Origin of the sequence: Enterococcus sp. DIV1444a (assembly GCF_051712125.1) — a bacterium.
In the GTDB taxonomy this organism is placed as follows: domain Bacteria; phylum Bacillota; class Bacilli; order Lactobacillales; family Enterococcaceae; genus Enterococcus; species Enterococcus faecalis.
The window spans coordinates 949,441-968,952 of sequence record NZ_JBIOOG010000001.1; the positions used below are offsets into that span (position 1 = coordinate 949,441).

The following is a 19,512-nucleotide window of genomic DNA, read 5'->3' on the forward strand; positions in this document are numbered from 1 at the left end:
TCAAAGAGATAGATTTGTAAAGAAGTGAGACTTTTGCTTCTTATGCAACATTTATAACATAAAAGTAAAGAAGATGCCAATAATACTTTACTAACTTTCCAATAACTAGGGGGAGATATAGATTTATTTAATCCTAGTATCTTGTTTCTCTTTAGTGGGTCTGAGAGGCACATTTCTAGTTTTTAAATAACGATACACAGTAGGACGAGATATATCGTTCTCTATGGCAATCTGTGTAATTGACTTATCAGTGTATAGGTATTGATCAATTACTTGCTCAATATTTTTGTTTTTTACAGGTCTACCTAAAGTAACACCGTTTTCTTTCGCAGCTTGTAATCCAGAAATAACTCGCTCTCTAATTAAATCAGCTTCCATTTCTGCGAAAGCACTCATAATAGTAAAAAAGAATTTTCCTATTGATGTACTTGTATCAATATTGTTTTGAATGCTAATGAAATTAATCTGATTCTCATTGAAGAACTCCATTAAGGAAAGCAAGTGCTTTGTTCCTCGAGAAAGTCGGTCTAATTTGAATATAACAAATGTATCTCCTGGTGAAAGACTTTCTAAAGCCTGAGATAACTGGGAACGATTGTTCAGGCGTCCACTTTCGTATTCTTTAAAAATGATATCACAACCAAAACTTTCTAGCGCATAGATTTGCGAATCAAGTTGTTGATGGGTGGTACTAACTCTAGCATAACCAACTATTTTCATTCATAATCCCTTTCTTGTATAGTCATTTTATTTAAAATCAATTGATTTATTTTTTGCAATAAAAGCGACCATTGGTCTTCTTTTAAAATGGTATTGAAAGAAAAAATTTCTGTATCAATATCTTGACCAAAATTTAGCGAATCGGTTACAACTAAATCTGCTTGTTCAAAGCATGGGACAAACAAGACAGTCTTAGAATTATATATTGTCTCTAAACGCGTCCGAATAAGATCTTGAGCTGTAAGGGCATTTGTTATATACAGAAATATACGTACAACTGGAGGAGTCTCAATTTGTAAAATAGTGTAAATTAAGCCATAGAAGTATTGCTGTAATTTATAGTTGTTGAGTAACTCTTCATGACGTTCTTCTGATAAGAAGTTTTGAAAGACTTGCATTATTTCTTTAACATATGTTTTTTCAAAAAGCAAAGAATATTCTAGAGGTGGGAATACAAGTTTTTCAAATAAAATAGTAGTTTCTTGCATAAGATCATAAAAACCTTCTAGAACGGTTAAGTAATATGCAAGTAAATATTTTTTTTCTTCTTCATAGTCCAATTGAAAATGGTCTATGACTTTAAAAGAAAGTGTCCTTGAGAAAGTAATGTCAGTAGTAGCATTTAGAAATGTCTCGCCCAAAACAATTTTGATTTCTTTCGGAATGACCTGTGGTGCGCAAATATGTGTGAAAAAAATGAAGTATTCTTCTATGGCAGCTTGATTTAAACTATTATGAAAATAAATATTTTGACTTTTCAAATGTGGAATAAAATTATATGTTTCTTTCATGTGAGCGATAATCCAAGCACTTTTTTTACTTAGTACAGGCACACGATTCTTATGACTTTTTCGACTGTTTAGAATAGTGAGCATAATATGAAGTGACTGCCGGTAATCAATAGAATCAGGAAAGTCTTTACTTTTATAAGGCCAAGGGATAGATTGGTAAGTGTCATTCATAATTACATAAAAAAATAAGCGAATAGAAAGTTCATTTCCTTTTAATTCGTAGACTTTTTTTTCTTCGGATATCTGAAACTGAAAGGACTGAAAAAAAGCGTTCATTCTATTTATTATCTTTCGAACATAAGAAGGAGATACAAATAGATAATTAGCTATGGCTTCAATAGAGAGTGTTTGTTTCTGTAAAAGTAAGTGCAACAGCTTAAATTCATTTGTTTGTTCCAAATAAGCAAGCTTTAAAGCATAGAATAAGTGCAAAATGTCACTTGGTGTGTGTGGTGTAATAATAATTTCACCACTAAATCCTACTTGAATATTTAGTGGTGAATCTAAGTGATAAACTATGTCGTCTTTTAATTCCTTTAGCAAGTCTTTTGTATATCTTTTTGATTGGTTCAATTTTAACGCTAAACTATCTGTAGTCCAATTTGGATGACTTAGTAAGTAAAGAATTAACAACTTATCTTTCATTTTTTTACGTATTAAAATAACAGCACTCCTCTCGTTTGCAATCCAATTTACGTATAGATCTATACGTAAATTGGATTGCAGTATTCAGTTATAACAGTATACTACTAAAGATTTTATATGTAAAATATACTAATGTATATGTGACGCCATGTCAACAAAAAAATAACACTATGTCGAATGTTGGTACATAAGGGATTTCATTTTATGAAATCCCTATTTTTTTTAGTTAACATTGATGTACATATACATTTGTTTACATTACAAATTTTTTATCTAAGAAAGGAGAATTAAATGACGTATTTTAAAAAGAGGGTATTGTTTAAGGAGTATTAGTAAAACATATAGGTAATATTGATACTATTGTATTCTAATAAGTGCAATTGGAATTTAAAAAAATGGAGGAGGGAGTAACTTTATATAAAGCATAGTTTATATTTACCTATAAACTATGCTTTACTTTTAATAAAAAATTTAATTACTAACAAACTAACCGATAATAAATAAAGAGGGATAGTGTCATTAAAGATAGAAACTTAGAGGAGGCTTATAATGAAAAAGCTTTATAAATTTTTTAAAATATTTGTAACATTGCTAATAGTTACAGGAAATGCAATTCCTTTATGGAATGTAGCATATGCTGATACAGGAGAACGAATACAAGTACAAAGAATAAAAAAATTAGATGAAATTGATGTTAATTTAAAAAACTGGGATGAATACTCTGATGAGTATAAGATGTCTTTGGTGAGAAATTCTGCTACAGGAGATGCTGTATTTTGTGTAGAACCTAAAAAAGAATATCCATCAAACGGTAGCTATTTAACTGTAAAGTCACGTTTAGAAAACAAAGCTATCGCAAATCTAATTCTAAACTTTCAATATCAAAAAGAATTTATTTCTCATTTAGATGAAGATGCCCAATACGCAGCTACTCAATGTGCTATATTTTATATTGTTTCTGGTAACACAGATGATCTGAATGTTGATCCTGTTGTCGGAAAATTAGTTAACTACGCGACTAGCCAACCAGATCCTATCGAACAAATCAATAATTTCAAACTAAATATAAATCCAGAAAATCAAATGATGATTAAAGATGGCAACAGATATAAAGCAACATATTTATTAGAAACCGAAGCTAATGATATATCTGATACTAAAGTAGATATAAAAAGTAATAATGCTGAAGCTCAAGAGAAGGTCAGCTATACAATTAAAGAAAAAACATTGGAAATTAGTATACCTGTGGAAGTGGTAAACTCTACACAAGACCAAGTAGACTTTAATATAAACGTTACAACAAAATTAGCAAGCGCTCTGCAACTTTCTGGATATTTAGTTCCTGATCAATCGTCAAGACAACATATGGCAACAATACAAGCGTTTAAAGTTACAAGTAACAAAATATTTTCTGCGAATGCAAAAGCTACTATTGAAAAACCAGAAGTACCAGAAATCAAAACAAATGCGACAAACGCAAAAGACAACACAAAAGTTATTCCAGCAGAAGAAAAAGTCCAAGTGAAAGACGTAGTTGATTACAAAAACCTTATTCCTGGTAAAGAATATGAGTTACAAGGAAAGCTAATGGATAAAGCAACTGGAAAAGCTTTAGTAGTAGATGGAAAAGAAGTAACGGCAAGTAAGAAATTTACGCCAACAAACGCAACAGGTCAAGAAGCGTTAATCTTTGAATTCAATGCTTCTGCGTTGAATGGGAAGAAGATTGTTGTATTTGAAGATCTAAAACAAGATGGAAAACAGGTAGCGACACATAGTGACATCAACGATGTCAATCAGACAGTGGAAGTACCAGAAAAACCAGAAGTGCCAGAAATCAAAACAAATGCGACAAACGCAAAAGACAACACAAAAGTTATTCCAGCAGAAGAAAAAGTCCAAGTGAAAGACGTAGTTGATTACAAAAACCTTATTCCTGGTAAAGAATATGAGTTACAAGGAAAGCTAATGGATAAAGCAACTGGAAAAGCTTTAGTAGTAGATGGAAAAGAAGTAACGGCAAGTAAGAAATTTACGCCAACAAACGCAACAGGTCAAGAAGCGTTAATCTTTGAATTCAATGCTTCTGCGTTGAATGGGAAGAAGATTGTTGTATTTGAAGATCTAAAACAGGATGGAAAACAGGTAGCGACACATAGTGACATCAACGATGTCAATCAGACAGTGGAAGTACCAGAAAAACCAGAAGTGCCAGAAATCAAAACAAATGCGACAAACGCAAAAGACAACACAAAAGTTATTCCAGCAGAAGAAAAAGTCCAAGTGAAAGACGTAGTTGATTACAAAAACCTTATTCCTGGTAAAGAATATGAGTTACAAGGAAAGCTAATGGATAAAGCAACTGGAAAAGCTTTAGTAGTAGATGGAAAAGAAGTAACGGCAAGTAAGAAATTTACGCCAACAAACGCAACAGGTCAAGAAGCGTTAATCTTTGAATTCAATGCTTCTGCATTGAATGGGAAGAAGATTGTTGTATTTGAAGATCTAAAACAGGATGGAAAACAGGTAGCGACACATAGTGACATCAACGATGTCAATCAGACAGTGGAAGTACCAGAAAAACCAGAAGTGCCAGAAATCAAAACAAATGCGACAAACGCAAAAGACAACACAAAAGTTATTCCAGCAGAAGAAAAAGTCCAAGTGAAAGACGTAGTTGATTACAAAAACCTTATTCCTGGTAAAGAATATGAGTTACAAGGAAAGCTAATGGATAAAGCAACTGGAAAAGCTTTAGTAGTAGATGGAAAAGAAGTAACGGCAAGTAAGAAATTTACGCCAACAAACGCAACAGGTCAAGAAGCGTTAATCTTTGAATTCAATGCTTCTGCGTTGAATGGGAAGAAGATTGTTGTATTTGAAGATCTAAAACAAGATGGAAAACAGGTAGCGACACATAGTGACATCAACGATGTCAATCAGACAGTGGAAGTACCAGAAAAACCAGAAGTGCCAGAAATCAAAACAAATGCGACAAACGCAAAAGACAACACAAAAGTTATTCCAGCAGAAGAAAAAGTCCAAGTGAAAGACGTAGTTGATTACAAAAACCTTATTCCTGGTAAAGAATATGAGTTACAAGGAAAGCTAATGGATAAAGCAACTGGAAAAGCTTTAGTAGTAGATGGAAAAGAAGTAACGGCAAGTAAGAAATTTACGCCAACAAACGCAACAGGTCAAGAAGCGTTAATCTTTGAATTCAATGCTTCTGCATTGAATGGGAAGAAGATTGTTGTATTTGAAGATCTAAAACAGGATGGAAAACAGGTAGCGACACATAGTGACATCAACGATGTCAATCAGACAGTGGAAGTACCAGAAAAACCAGAAGTGCCAGAAATCAAAACAAATGCGACAAACGCAAAAGACAACACAAAAGTTATTCCAGCAGAAGAAAAAGTCCAAGTGAAAGACGTAGTTGATTACAAAAACCTTATTCCTGGTAAAGAATATGAGTTACAAGGAAAGCTAATGGATAAAGCAACTGGAAAAGCTTTAGTAGTAGATGGAAAAGAAGTAACGGCAAGTAAGAAATTTACGCCAACAAACGCAACAGGTCAAGAAGCGTTAATCTTTGAATTCAATGCTTCTGCGTTGAATGGGAAGAAGATTGTTGTATTTGAAGATCTAAAACAAGATGGAAAACAGGTAGCGACACATAGTGACATCAACGATGTCAATCAGACAGTGGAAGTACCAGAAAAACCAGAAGTGCCAGAAATCAAAACAAATGCGACAAACGCAAAAGACAACACAAAAGTTATTCCAGCAGAAGAAAAAGTCCAAGTGAAAGACGTAGTTGATTACAAAAACCTTATTCCTGGTAAAGAATATGAGTTACAAGGAAAGCTAATGGATAAAGCAACTGGAAAAGCTTTAGTAGTAGATGGAAAAGAAGTAACGGCAAGTAAGAAATTTACGCCAACAAACGCAACAGGTCAAGAAGCGTTAATCTTTGAATTCAATGCTTCTGCGTTGAATGGGAAGAAGATTGTTGTATTTGAAGATCTAAAACAGGATGGAAAACAGGTAGCGACACATAGTGACATCAACGATGTCAATCAGACAGTGGAAGTACCAGAAAAACCAGAAGTGCCAGAAATCAAAACAAATGCGACAAACGCAAAAGACAACACAAAAGTTATTCCAGCAGAAGAAAAAGTCCAAGTGAAAGACGTAGTTGATTACAAAAACCTTATTCCTGGTAAAGAATATGAGTTACAAGGAAAGCTAATGGATAAAGCAACTGGAAAAGCTTTAGTAGTAGATGGAAAAGAAGTAACGGCAAGTAAGAAATTTACGCCAACAAACGCAACAGGTCAAGAAGCGTTAATCTTTGAATTCAATGCTTCTGCGTTGAATGGGAAGAAGATTGTTGTATTTGAAGATCTAAAACAGGATGGAAAACAGATAGCGACACATAGTGACATCAACGATGTCAATCAGACAGTGGAAGTACCAGAAAAACCAGAAGTGCCAAATAAGCCAAAAGTACCAAACAAGCCTGAGCCATCGTCAAAAATTTTCCCTATGACAGGAGTAGTATCAGAGAATACATTAGTTTGTTTAGGAGCTATAAGTCTTTTACTAACGGGAATATTAATCTTCTTTAAAAGAAAATTGTTTAAATAATAGAAAGAGGTAAGTTATGGACAGAATACAAGAAGCTAAAGAGCTGCTCAAATTAGCAACTAATTCAGCTACTAAAATTATGGTAGATAGTGATAAAGATGAAAAAGAAAAATATAAAAGTTATATTAAGCGTCTCAACGACTTGGGATATGATGTAGAATTTGAAATAAAGAATCTTAGTGAATAATTATCAGCTAACATTTTAATCCTCTAACGTAAATAAATGTAAAGGGCAAGTCAACATTGTAGTGCGGCCCCAAAGTTAGATTTTTGGTCTAACTTTGGGGGTGGACTACACATAGATTGCTCTTTACATTTTTTTAAATTCAACAAATTATTTAAGAGATTAGGAAAATTCCTAGGTCAGAAACTTTTAAATTTTTGACCTGTTTTCTGTAACTTTTAGAGTTCAATTGCCTAATTTTGATATATAAATAGTACATTTTGGACTAATAAAAGTAGAAACCACAATTATTTTATGATCTGGTTGTTTCTCTTGGGACTATCCCCATATCCAGAAGTTTTTAACAAAAAATAGTCAGCCTACCACTGTCTGAATAACTGATATGATAGAGACAATCGTTTATCAACAGTTATTTTAGAAAGAGAGGAAAATTATTCCAAATATAATATTCCCGAGAAAGTAGAATAATTATACCATTTAGTAATTATTTAGGAAATAATATATATTTTTAGCAAAGTAATTTCTTGAAAGAAGTGAGTAGAAATACACATTAAGAAAAAGCTAAAACGATTGTAATCTGATGGGACCATTGCAATAATTTCGTTATCAAGCGATTTAGGTGAATAGAGTAATATATTGTGGCACAATAATCAAGGAAATAAAACTAGTGGATGTAGGATTTAACATAGTCGAATTGCCTTACTCTTTGAAATGTATAATACAAGTGTTTTACTTCAATTTCTGGTAGAATAAAGGTATCTTAAATGTGGAGGGAATATCTATGAAAAAAAGTGGAATTATCGTTGGTTTTTTAGCTACAGCTTTTGGTTTAGCTGTTGTTAATAAAATGCAGAAGATGAATACTAATAAAGATTCTGTTAAGGGAAAAGCAAAAGAAGTCGCTGGAAAAGTGATAGGAAATGAACAAATGCAGGCAGAAGGAACTTTGGATCAAGTTATCGGAGCTTCTAAAGAAGTTTTAGAGGATTTAAAACAATCTATATCAGGTATTGTAGGAACAGGCACTTCTGAGAAGGGATCTGGGAAAGCAAAGGAAGTCGTAGAAAATGTGACTGATGACTACAAACAAAGAGCAGAAGATATTGCTAGTGATGAAAAATTAGACAGATAAATTAAAAAAAGAATAAGTCTCATGTAGTACGCCCCCAAAGTTAGATCAAAAAGTCTAACTTTGGGGGCGTATTTAAATTGGGCAAAATATAATTATGCATTCACGAAAAAGGTAAAGGAAATTGTTTTGACAATTCTCGTATAGGAAATTTCTTCGATTTACTAAAATAAGAAACCTATTGTAGCATTATTTATTCTAGGTTTAAGCAATTAAGAAATGGATTGACTATTATAAATACAATAGAGTCAAGATACCACTAGAGTGTAGTCCCGTTCAATTTCGTGAACGGTTCGTATTATAAAAGTACTGCCCAGCTTTCTCTGGCAATATTCAGTCTAATTTTTGGGTTTCACTACATCAAGCTTGTTACTTTTTCTTAGTTTTTTTAAAGTAAGGTAGTCAGCGATTAGAATTTATCATATCATTGACTAAGCGATATGAGGGATATAACTGTTTAAGCAAGAAGAAACATACAATGACGCTTTATTAGATAATTGATATGGAGAGCGGTATATATTTAAGGAAAAAGATAAAAAAATACCATATAAGGATCATTTATTCTAACCAAATAAAAACAATCACTATGTAAGTAGCTTTGTTATTTGTATCAATTATCATTTTTAGCTTTCTGAGTAGTTAAATTCATTTGATAAACACTACTTATAGGTCTATAAAAAGAATAGTATGTGTATTTAAATTAAATTCTTGAGTATATTTCTGCTAAATAACAGGATTGCAATAAGCTTTGAAAAAAGTATCGAAACTATGCTTTTTCTTGAAACCAAAAACAAAATGACGAGGTAAACTAGATTTACCAACAAATAGATTGTAAACTAAAATTGTAAGCGTTTTATACAAAGGAGGGATTGTATGAAAAAAATTATTGCGGTAACAGCATGTGCAACTGGAATTGCGCATACGTATATGGCAGCAGAGTCATTAGAACGTGCGGCTGGAAAATTAGGATATCAGATGAAAGTGGAAACCAATGGCGCAATTGGAGCAGAAAGTGTTTTAACTGATGAAGATATTGAAGCGGCTGATTTAGTAATTATTGCTTCAGATATTAAGATAGACCCAATTCGCTTTTCTGGAAAACCATTATATGTAACGAAATCCATTCCTGCGATTGAAGATGCAGAAGGTCTAATCACGACTGCTTTTTCAGAAGCTGAAGTATTTGGGAAGAAAGGATCCAAAGTTGGAAAAATCCAAATAGGAAATGACAAAGAAAAAACAACGATATTTACCCATTTAATGAGTGGAATTTCCTATATGATTCCTATGGTTATTGCAGCAGGACTTATTCTTTTAATTGCTAATTTATATGCATTTCAAAAAGACGATTTAGGTCGTATCGTTAAATGGGGATTTGATACAGATACTCAGTTAGGATTCTTGATGTCAAAACTTTTTTATGTCGGTCAAGTCGGTTTCAAATTAATGATTCCATTATTTGCAGGGTTCGTTGCAAATTCAATTGCGGATAAACCAGCAATTGCACCAGCTATGATTGGTGCATATTTAGCGAACGATCCAGAATTCTTAGGAGCTAATGCAGGTGGCGGGTTTATTGGTGCGATCATTGTTGCGTTTGTTGTCGGCTATATGGTTAAGGGCTTGAAAAAAATAAAATGGCCCAAATTATTGCAACCAATTGTACCTATTATGATTATTCCATTTATTGCAACCGCGGTGATTTCATTAATCGTTCTATACATTATTGGTTCACCAATTGCCAATGGCATGGATGCTATGTATAACGGTTTAACTGCTTTGAATAATAATTATGCTGGAGCGCATGTCATTATTGGAGCTGTTTGTGGCGCGATGATTGGTTTTGACTTAGGTGGGCCAGTTAATAAAACCGCGTTGGTGTTTGGCACCGCCATATTCACCGATACGTTAGCAAAATATGGGGTGGAAGGCACAAATTTTGTTCCTCAAACAGCGACGCAAGCGGCTATTTCAGTGGCGCCTTTAGGCGTTTGGTTAGCAACTATAATATTTAAAAAGAAATTTTCAAAAGATGAAAAAGTAGCGGCAAGTGCAGCATTTGGTATGGGAATTGTTGGTGTGACAGAAGGAGCGATTCCTTTTGTAGCGGCTGATCCAGTTCGAATGATTTTTGCTAATGTAGTTGGTTCAGCGGTCGCTGGTGGCATGGCGGCTGCGACGGGTTGTAAATTCTTTGGAGGCATTGGTTCACCTTTAGGCACCTTTATTGGCTATGTCGAGCAGCCAATCCCATTTATTACATGGATATTCTCCGTTTCGGCAGGGATTTTGACTACGGCCATTCTAATTGGTGTTATGCGTAAAGATCACAGAGAGTTAACGGAAGAAATTTTGGAACAACAAACGACGGAGATGTAATCGGAGGAAACCACGATGAATGCAGAAGTATTTAATCAACAACATATTTTATTTGATGAAACAGCAACCACGCAAGAAGAGGCATTTCGAGTGATTGCCGAATTTGCTCACGAAATGGGTTTTGTAACTAATGCACAAGCGTATTTTGAAGGATTAAAAGAACGAGAGGCAAAAGCAACAACAGGTTTTAAGGACCAATTGGCGATTCCTCATAGTAAGAATCCAGCGGTGTTAAAGCCAGGCATGTTTTTGGTTAAATTTGCCCACAAAATTCCTTGGCAAGCGTTGGATGGTCAGCCGGTAAAGGTTGCCTTTGCCTTAACGATTCCAGAAGAAGGAGCAACCGAACATCTGAAATTACTAAGTTTAATTGCGCGCAAGTTAATCGATCAAACATTTAGAGAAGGAATTTTAACAGAAACAGAGCCAAAAAAATTAGCCACAATTGTAAATCAAATTGATTTTTAACGATCGATAAATGAGGCGGACGAAAAAATAGTAGAGGGATGTTTGGCAATGAAAAAAAAGGTACATGTTATTCATCATACCCATTGGGATTTTGAGTGGTATTTTACCAACAACGAATCATTTGTGCAATTAGTCTACCATTTAGATGAAGTAATAAATGCATTGGAAACTAATCAAATTGATTACTACTTACTAGATGGACAAATGAGCATTTTAGATGAATATTTACAGAGTTTTCCAGAGCAAAAGCCACGATTGAACAAATTAGTTCAAAGCCGAAGGTTACAGATTGGCCCATGGTATACACAGACAGATGAGCTCATCGTTTCAGGAGAATCGATTATTCGCAATTTGAATTTAGGAATTGAATTAGCGGATGATTTAGGGGGATATATGGCAGTTGGCTATTTGCCGGATTCTTTTGGTCAAAGTCAGGACATGCCGAAAATTTATAATGGTTTTGGGATTCATCGGGCTGTTTTTTGGCGAGGCTTATCGGAGGAACAGTTAACGGATCGAGAATTTAATTGGGTGAGTCAGGATGGATCCACTGTTCGGGTGTCCAATATTAAAAATGGCTACTTTGTTGGTGTAGGTCTGATCTGTGAGGAAAACTATCAAGAATTGATGACAGAGATTGAGGCAGGTGCTACCAGTGAGCAGCTAGTTTTGCCAGTAGGTGGGGATCAGCGATATGTCGATCGGAACTTGCGTGAACGAATTGCGTTATACAATCAACATTTGCCGGAGTATGAACTAGTAGAAAGCACCTACGATGACTTTTTTGATGCATTGAATGAGCAGAAGTTACAAACAATTTCAGGAGAGTTTATAGCTAGTTCAGTGTCAAAAATCCATCGATCAATATATTCGTCTCGCTATGACCACAAATATATGAATGACCGATTGGAACGGCGAATGATTTATCAAGTCGAACCGCTAATGGTTATGGCAGAAAAAGTCGGCATTCCCTATAAAAAAGGTGTATTGGATCGAATTTGGAAATTATTGACTAAAAACCAAGCCCACGACAGTGCCGGTGGTTGTAACAGTGATCGAACCAACCAGATTATTTCAGAGCGGTATACAGAAGCCGAGCAACTCTCTGCTTCCTTGGTGGACTATCTAACGAGAAAAATAGCGGAATCTCGCACGGAAGTACAAGAAAATGAAATAACCGTGTATAACCCGTTGCCTTGGGCTATGAAGCAAGTAATAACCGTTGAGGTTTCCGTAAAAAGTCCTAGCGTTACTATTCTGGAAAATAGCTCAGAAATTCAGATAGAGCAGTGTAAGACCATTAAAGAATATAGTGGTTCGATTCGTAGAAATCTCGAAGAACAAGACGAAACGAAGTTTTACTACATCCATACATTATTAGTTGAAGTAAATGTACCTGCGTTTAGCTTTAAAACATATCAATTGATAGAGCAGGCAACAGAAACTGCTGTAGTGCCGAAGGTGAAGGATACCAGTTCTCAGATTGAGAATAGCTATTATCAAGTGAAAATGAAGAATGGGAAAATTCAATTACTGGTGAAAGAACAGCAACTATGGTTAGAGGATATCTTTCAAATTGAAGACAGTGGGGATGAAGGCGATACATATGATTATTCCCCACCTTATGAGGATTTCACGACGTTACATGATTTTCGTGAAGCTAAAGTACATGTGATTCGACACCACTTGGAAGAGAGACTACAGCTCTCTGGTGTCTGGCTGGTGGCACAAAATTTAGAGGAACGAAAACAAAAATGTGTAACGAAAGAAATTGCATATACTTTATGTATCATCCTAAAAAAAGCGTCTCGACAGGTTCAGTGTCAGCTGACTATTGATAATCAAGCGATAGATCATCGAATGCGGGTGCATATTCAGACACCGTTTGCGAACCGATATTCTTACGCCGATACACCATTTGGCGTCGCTAAACGGGCAGTAGTAGAACCTCACTTGGTTGATTGGCGGGAGTTAGGTTGGAAAGAAGAACCAACTACGATTTTCCCGATGCTTCACTATGTCAACGCACACAATACAACGGGGAGTTTGACGGTATTTACGAAAGGAATTAAAGAATATCAGTTTGTCGGACAGGAATTTCGCCAAATAGCACTTACGCTGTTTCGATCAGTGGGATATCTGGGCAGACCGGACTTATTAAGACGTCCGGGAATTGCCTCTGGGAATGAATTTAAGTACATTCCCACGCCAGACAGCCAATTACAGCAATCGCTGGTATTCAAGTTTGCGTTACAGTGGGATAGTGAATATCAACCAGCACAAATTGAGAAGAGCTATTTAGATTATGCGGTCTCATTACCGTATTATCAAATTCAAGAGCTGAACCGTTTTACGAATCCATTAAAATATTTTGTTTCTAATCCTTTGCCGAAACCAGCCGTCCAAACCTTGGGTATGGCCTTAATCAGTCAAGAATTAGTCTTTCGTTCGTTGAGAAAATCTACGACATTGACAGGGTTTGATTTACGAGTATTTAACCCTAAGAATGTTCAGGTGCCGGGCGGTATGTTAACCTTTAATCAACAAGTAGCATATGAGTGGGTTAATTTAAAGGGAATCCCAACAACATCAAGAAAAGTAGGAAATCAAATCGATTTAGGCATATTTGCTCCTGGTGAAATTAGAACCATTCACATTATTTAGCAAAGGGTGAAGAACATGCAAGAAGATATTTTTCTGTTGATTGAATCATACAGAATGGAAATGACGTATGTTGAGCAGTTAATCGCGGATTATTTTTTAGCGAAGAAACAGCCGATTACGATTGATAAATTGTCGAAACACTTAGCGGTCTCAAAAGCATCAATTACCCGCTTTTGTAAGAAAATTGATTTAAACAATTACAAAGAACTGATTTTTCTCTACAAGTTATCGTTAGACAAAACAAAAAAAGAACTGTCGGTTTCCTCTGTGGTTACAGCCGCTTATCACTCGTTGGCGACACGAAGCGAGAATATTTATGTGGAACAAAAAATCGACAAATTTTGTGAATATATCCATCAGCACAAAATGATTCATTTTTACGGAAAAGGCTTCAACTCTTTTGCCGGTTTAGATTTTCAATTTAAGTTTTCACGTTTGGGGAAATATATTCGAATTAGTTCTGATGAGAATTCTATTTCAATGGCATCAAAATTTGCAGAATCTGATGAGCTCATTGTTGTGTCCAGCCTTAGAGGACAAGACGAAAAAATGCGCCAAGCTATGCGGGAAGCCAAGAAAAAATCCTTGTCGGTTTTATTAGTCACGTCTAATCAACAATCCGAACTGCTGCCATTCGCTGATGTAACCTTGTTTACAGCAATATTAACCAGAGAAGAAGCGTTAGGGAACATTTCGCCACAGATTCCCATTCTTATTCAATTAGACATGGTTTATGAACGTTATATTCATTTGTACGCGGATTCTGTGAAAAAGTGGATTGAGTCAGAACGAATTTTACATCAATAACCATTACGTAAAAGTAGCAAAAATTAGGAATAAAGAAGGGGAGAAGACAAAAAATAGATTCATTATTGTTGGCTGTCGATTATTTGTTTTGAACAGGAGGAACTACGAATGAAAAAGAGCTATTTTCTGTTATTTTGTTTTATCGTTGTTGGAGTGGTTGTTGCAGGAGTTCCACAAGCCGGTCAAGCTGCCGATAATTATTCTGTTAAGGGGGAAAATCAACCTTACTTTCATGGATTTAATGCGGAACAAATGTTGAATTGGTCCCCTGAGACGGATACAACGGCTAAGTATTTCCGTTCAAGTACACCACTGGAAAAAAGAAATGCTCCTTATACAGCGACGCAGGCACAACCGCAATTAAAAAATGAGGCAGCATTATTAACGCTATCTGGGGATTATGGTGATCCGGGCTATGGTGTGGAAAAAGGAATTCCTGACTTCACACGAACAGTGGACGCTTACGCCCGCAATGTGTTTCAATTCTGGCAATACGTTGACTATTATGCATCATGGAATGGGGTGCCAATCGAAGGAACCAACTATGATGACATTAAAAGTAATCATAGTTTGACCTATGGAGTTGTTAATTATCCTAATCCAGCCTATACGGATGCGGCCCACCGCAATGGGGTGAAAAGTTTAGGAAGCTGGTTTTGGCCACGTCAGGAAGAGTTTTCAAAATGGGTGGTTCAAAAGGAAGACGGCAGTTTCCCTATTGCAGATAAGATGATTGCGTTAGCACATTACATGAACTTTGATGGCTATTTCATTAATCAGGAGGCGACCATTTCAAAAGAAAATGCCCATCAGTTACAGGCAATGCTAGTTTACTTTAAACAGCAAGCGCCTGACTTATATATCCAATTCTACGATTCGTTAACCAAAGATGGTCAATTGCACTATGTCAATGGCTTTGATACAACGAATAGTTATTGGGTACAAGCGGCAAATGGTTCTGCTTCAGATAGTATTTTTATGAATTATGCCTGGAATACAAATCGCTTAGAAAAAGGCAATCAATATGCGAAGAGCATTGGGTTAGATCCGCTACAAGTCATGTTTGCTGGAACTGAAAATCAAAAATATGGGTTTAATCCACCGTATGATCCACGACAAATTTTTGCAGATAAAACGAATCCATTGGCTTCATGGGCGTTATTTGGTTCGGATTTTGTCTATTCCCGTTACCCTGGAGACAATTTAGCGAATGGCAATCAAGTTGCTATCAATACGCGGGAACGGGAGTACTGGTCTGGACCTAAGCAAGATCCGACCACCACAGGCAGATTGACGGAAGAAAATAGTTCTCCGTATCCTGATCGTGGGCAACCAAATGATGCGAATAATGCCGCTCATTGGGATGGTGTAGCCAATTTTATTGCTGAAAAGTCAAGTGTCCAAAGTATTCCTTTTGTAACAAACTTCAATACAGGGCATGGATTAGGTTTTTACACAGAAGGGCAAGCTGTTTCAACTAGAGAATGGAGCAATATTGGTATTCAAGACGTATTACCAACTTGGCAATGGTGGAAAGAAGGACAAGCAGAGATTGCTTATAATTACAGTAATGCATGGAACGGGGGAAGTTCTTTAGAAATTAAAAACATGGAGGGACAAGCGATTGTTCACCTATTCAAAATGGATAATGTACTAAAAGGGCAAGAAGAACTAACGTTGGAAACGATAGTGCCTGAAGGAGCTAAAGCACAAGTTCTTCTTTACTTTAAAGATGATTTAACAAATCCCGTGGCGTTATCAATTAGAAATAGTAATCAATGGGAAGAAACAACGCTTGATTTAGCGGCCTACAAAGATCGGGAAATTGGCAAAATCTCAGTGTCGGTTGAAAATACTAGTAAAAAATCTATCTTGTTAGGTCAGTTGGGTGTTGTTCCAAAGAATAAGCAAGTTGCAGGGACTCCAATTTTTGTAGTTGACCGTTATTTGAAAGATAGTGGCGAAGCATTTGTACATGCGACGATGGCAGATGACCTCTTATACTATGATGTAACGGCACCAAATGGAACATTTATTACCCGAATTAATAGTGAAGACAGCTACTTGAATCATATCCCCGCAGATGCAACAAGCCTAGTTGTGCAACCAGTAGCTAAGAGTCATCAGAAATATGAAAAATTAGTAATTCCATTGATAAACAACGATTAAGTCTCTTTAAATTCTATTAAAAAAATAAAGACATCTTTACCCGCATTAGTACTTTTTAGATATTTAAATTACAAGATATATTACTAAATAAAAATAAATATTTTAGTATTTAAGTTATGAGAGAAAACAATCATTCTACTATTTAGTAATTAGTAAATTATAAGATTCTTTGTAAACATCATATGAAGTTGCATTTCTTTCCAAATTCACTACAAATTAATTCGATAGATAAAGGAAGTTTAGCGATCGCTTAGAGTATAATCAAGATATCTTTTGGTTTTAAACTATCTTATCAATCTTAATAAATCCATCTTAACTTTTGTATAACAAATTGAGATGGATTTATTTTGATGTTCTAAACTGGGGATTAATTTCATATGAGTTCAAGATAATAAAAATCAAGACACAGTGTTTAATGTTAAGATTTTTAGCATAAGACTAGAAATTAGGTTTGTGATACAACATTAGTAGAAATGGTAAATAAGCATAATAATTAGGATAAATCACTCTCATTTATTTAAGAAAATTACTACATAGAAATTAGTTTTATAGCAATAAATTTTAATTGAGATAAAGTAATAGTAGTTTCAAGTATATAGCTAAGCTATGTTGGGGAATTAAAAACTTGAAATAAATAAAAAATTATAGTTTTTGTTCTGTTGACTTTATTAATGCGTGGTTCATTCCTAATTACAAGAACTATAAAGAAGCTATTAAATTAGGACAAGAAGCTTTACTAGGATGTATCCGATTTTCCTCTATAAGACTCAAAATGGTTATACGACAACTTTCCAACAGGAACTGCAGTTTCAATTTGTTAAAATACATTGATCTTATTATTTATCCCAATTCATTTGATTGAAAGACTGGCGTTATATTTGACTAAAAAAATAATATGTTTATAATTTTTTTAATGATCTTTTTTTACCGATAACTTCTCTTAGAGAAAAACACAAGAATAATCAGACCAGTTTTATCATTTTTAAATCCTAATAAAACTAGTCTACTCTAAAAATTGTTATTTCTTATTTTAAATTCATTTAATTAACTTTTCAAAACTTTAAAAACGATTCCTACTATGACTAGTGTTAAACCAAACAATGTTAGAATATTTGGAAAAGGATCTTTTAGCAATGTGATTCCTAGAATAATAGAAAAAATGACTTCTAATGATTGAATTGCCTCCACAGCTGCTAATTTCTTTAAATTTTTATGAACATACTGTGTAGCTAAAAAAAATAGATAGGTTGCGATAACACCTGAAAACAAAGCAATCAAAAATGAAGAATGTACTTGGCTAATTGAAGGAAGTCCACTTTTTACTAAACCTATTAATGAACAGATCAGCCAGGTTGGTAAACTGCACAAAAGCATACCCAAAATCCTTTCGTCTGTATTCAATTTATCAGTTAAATGATTAATTATCATAATTTTTCGATTACCTAGTGGATAAGCAACCGCAGCAACTAATACAGCAAAAAAAGCAAATATCATACTTTCTACATTGTGAAAAGAAAGATGTTGTAATTCAATGATTGCGATACCTAATAAAATAAGACCAAAAAGAAACCAATCATTTTTTGTGATATTTTTTTCAATACTAAGATTAGGTTCAATGAATGGGGCAAGTACACTTCCCATAATGATAGTCACTTGCCAAGTACTTGCAATTAGCCAACCAGGAGCTATAGTTGAGGCAAAACACAAAGGAATATAAAAAAGTCCAAAGCCAACTTGACTCCACAAAAACCAAGACTTACTATTTTTTTTTATTGCTATCAAGATTGAAGAAAGACAGCTATTTTTTTTAAAGCTTACAATAACTAAAAAAAAGGGGATCATAAATAGAAAGCGAAGGGATGCGGTCCAAAGCCAATAGCCACCTTCTACTGACATCAATTGATTTAATACGAATGTTATTGAGAAGAAGAATGAAGCAAATATACTTAAAATGAATGCCATTATAACTCTCCTTTAGCGGGATAACACATCATACTTATAAATTTACAAAGATGATTCGTATTATTTTTATAATGATGGATTTTATCAGCATCAAAGCGAACTATGTGTTTTGGAGTAACTATTAAGGTAATGTTGTCAATAATAAGGTGAAGTTCCCCTTCTAAAACGATAATTATTTCTTGCACGCCCGAAGTATGAGGTTGGGAAAGACGATCAGCATGAGAGTCTAATTCTAAATAAAATGTTTCAAAATTATCAGATGGTCGCCATGTAAAAGTTGAAAAAATGTTTATTAGTTCATCCTGTGAGTCAATTTTTGTAGTATCTCCTAAAGAGACTAATTCATAGGTACTATTTTTTTCACTAAAAAAATAAGAAATTGGAATGGATAACCCTTTTGAGATTTTCCACAGATTATTGATAGAAGTAGAAGTAATGCCGCGTTCAATATTACTTAAACTTGGACGACTGACACCAGTCATTAATGCAACATCTTCTAAAGAATAACCTTTTTCCTCACGTATTGCTTTTAGTCTCTTTCCGATTAATTTGTCTATCAATAAAATTCACCTTTTCTATAAATGTAGAATTATTCTATTATAGTAGAATAATTTTGTCAAATACTGATGGTGTGTTTACAATACTTGTTAGTTTTTTCTTAGATACATCTAGGCAATCTCCTCTCGAAAAAATGATTCATTCCTAGCTTCATTAATTTTATTGAAAGGAATTGTCGCAAGTGTCACAGCAGTTGGAGTATCTGTTTTTGTTAATGATGAGATTGGGTTAAGCAAGCAAATTTCTCTATAGGATATTGAAAAAAACAGGCTCATTAACTTCAGAGAATCCTATAAGATTAAGATCCATACGTGGAATTATTTCTCTAGGAAATGATCGATGTACTAGAGTCAAAGACTTTCACAAATATTCATTCGTGAGGA

The 19,512-nt window shown here is 34.6% G+C and carries 12 protein-coding genes; 8 read left to right on the forward strand and 4 right to left on the reverse strand.

The window, feature by feature from the left end:
* Positions 1–123: 123 nt before the first annotated feature.
* Both IGI87_RS04820 and IGI87_RS04825 read right to left on the reverse strand, forming a co-directional pair.
* Positions 124–720, reverse strand: a complete 597-nt coding sequence (locus IGI87_RS04820) for a recombinase family protein (RefSeq protein ID WP_438736384.1) — start codon at positions 718–720, stop codon at positions 124–126.
* On the reverse strand, positions 717–2,156 hold the full coding sequence (locus tag IGI87_RS04825; protein ID WP_438736385.1) for a helix-turn-helix domain-containing protein: 1,440 nt from the start codon (positions 2,154–2,156) through the stop codon (positions 717–719). The genes IGI87_RS04820 and IGI87_RS04825 overlap by 4 nt, the downstream gene beginning before the upstream one ends.
* 549 nt (positions 2,157–2,705) lie before the next feature.
* On the opposite strand from IGI87_RS04825, the gene IGI87_RS04830 reads away from it, so the two are divergent.
* The 8 genes from IGI87_RS04830 to IGI87_RS04865 all read left to right on the forward strand — a co-directional run bounded on the left by IGI87_RS04830 (position 2,706) and on the right by IGI87_RS04865 (position 16,609).
* Positions 2,706–6,809 carry a VaFE repeat-containing surface-anchored protein gene (locus IGI87_RS04830; RefSeq protein WP_438736386.1) on the forward strand — a complete coding sequence of 1,368 codons (4,104 nt, stop codon included), beginning with the start codon at positions 2,706–2,708 and terminating at the stop codon, positions 6,807–6,809.
* Between the two features lie 16 nt (positions 6,810–6,825).
* Complete coding sequence (locus tag IGI87_RS04835; protein ID WP_438736387.1) at positions 6,826–6,996, forward strand: hypothetical protein; 171 nt, start codon at positions 6,826–6,828, stop codon at positions 6,994–6,996.
* Positions 6,997–7,774: 778 nt separating this feature from the next.
* Positions 7,775–8,125, forward strand: coding sequence for a CsbD family protein (locus tag IGI87_RS04840; protein ID WP_438736388.1), 351 nt, complete (start codon positions 7,775–7,777; stop codon positions 8,123–8,125).
* 870 nt (positions 8,126–8,995) lie between these two features.
* Positions 8,996–10,501 carry a PTS fructose transporter subunit IIC gene (locus tag IGI87_RS04845; RefSeq protein ID WP_438736389.1) on the forward strand — a complete coding sequence of 502 codons (1,506 nt, stop codon included), beginning with the start codon at positions 8,996–8,998 and terminating at the stop codon, positions 10,499–10,501.
* A 15-nt stretch (positions 10,502–10,516) separates the two neighbouring features.
* Positions 10,517–10,969: a PTS sugar transporter subunit IIA gene (locus tag IGI87_RS04850; protein ID WP_202563138.1), complete on the forward strand. Its 453-nt coding sequence runs from the start codon at positions 10,517–10,519 to the stop codon at positions 10,967–10,969.
* Positions 10,970–11,017: 48 nt separating this feature from the next.
* Positions 11,018–13,633, forward strand: a complete 2,616-nt coding sequence (locus tag IGI87_RS04855) for a glycoside hydrolase family 38 C-terminal domain-containing protein (RefSeq protein ID WP_317095436.1) — start codon at positions 11,018–11,020, stop codon at positions 13,631–13,633.
* Positions 13,634–13,648: 15 nt separating this feature from the next.
* On the forward strand, positions 13,649–14,440 hold the full coding sequence (locus IGI87_RS04860; protein ID WP_202563140.1) for a MurR/RpiR family transcriptional regulator: 792 nt from the start codon (positions 13,649–13,651) through the stop codon (positions 14,438–14,440).
* Positions 14,441–14,548: 108 nt separating this feature from the next.
* Entirely contained in the window at positions 14,549–16,609 is a 2,061-nt protein-coding gene (locus tag IGI87_RS04865) for an endo-beta-N-acetylglucosaminidase (protein ID WP_438736390.1), read from the forward strand.
* A 1,044-nt stretch (positions 16,610–17,653) separates the two neighbouring features.
* Here IGI87_RS04865 and IGI87_RS04870 read toward each other — a convergent pair.
* Positions 17,654–18,571 carry a DMT family transporter gene (locus IGI87_RS04870; protein ID WP_202563142.1) on the reverse strand — a complete coding sequence of 306 codons (918 nt, stop codon included), beginning with the start codon at positions 18,569–18,571 and terminating at the stop codon, positions 17,654–17,656.
* The gene (locus IGI87_RS04875) at positions 18,571–19,131 is read right to left on the reverse strand and encodes a helix-turn-helix domain-containing protein (RefSeq protein WP_202563143.1); all 561 of its coding nucleotides are present in this window, start codon (positions 19,129–19,131) and stop codon (positions 18,571–18,573) included. Before IGI87_RS04875 ends, IGI87_RS04870 begins: the two co-directional genes overlap by 1 nt.
* Positions 19,132–19,512 lie beyond the last annotated feature (381 nt).

What these genes read in the sequence shown, in the direction of transcription:
- IGI87_RS04820 (WP_438736384.1), bottom strand. Translation starts at nt 720, where the DNA reads ATGAAAATAGTTGGTTATGCTAGAGTTAGTACCACCCATCAACAACTT.
- IGI87_RS04825 (WP_438736385.1), bottom strand. Translation starts at nt 2,156, where the DNA reads ATGAAAGATAAGTTGTTAATTCTTTACTTACTAAGTCATCCAAATTGG.
- IGI87_RS04830 (WP_438736386.1), top strand. Translation starts at nt 2,706, where the DNA reads ATGAAAAAGCTTTATAAATTTTTTAAAATATTTGTAACATTGCTAATA.
- IGI87_RS04835 (WP_438736387.1), top strand. Translation starts at nt 6,826, where the DNA reads ATGGACAGAATACAAGAAGCTAAAGAGCTGCTCAAATTAGCAACTAAT.
- IGI87_RS04840 (WP_438736388.1), top strand. Translation starts at nt 7,775, where the DNA reads ATGAAAAAAAGTGGAATTATCGTTGGTTTTTTAGCTACAGCTTTTGGT.
- IGI87_RS04845 (WP_438736389.1), top strand. Translation starts at nt 8,996, where the DNA reads ATGAAAAAAATTATTGCGGTAACAGCATGTGCAACTGGAATTGCGCAT.
- IGI87_RS04850 (WP_202563138.1), top strand. Translation starts at nt 10,517, where the DNA reads ATGAATGCAGAAGTATTTAATCAACAACATATTTTATTTGATGAAACA.
- IGI87_RS04855 (WP_317095436.1), top strand. Translation starts at nt 11,018, where the DNA reads ATGAAAAAAAAGGTACATGTTATTCATCATACCCATTGGGATTTTGAG.
- IGI87_RS04860 (WP_202563140.1), top strand. Translation starts at nt 13,649, where the DNA reads ATGCAAGAAGATATTTTTCTGTTGATTGAATCATACAGAATGGAAATG.
- IGI87_RS04865 (WP_438736390.1), top strand. Translation starts at nt 14,549, where the DNA reads ATGAAAAAGAGCTATTTTCTGTTATTTTGTTTTATCGTTGTTGGAGTG.
- IGI87_RS04870 (WP_202563142.1), bottom strand. Translation starts at nt 18,571, where the DNA reads ATGGCATTCATTTTAAGTATATTTGCTTCATTCTTCTTCTCAATAACA.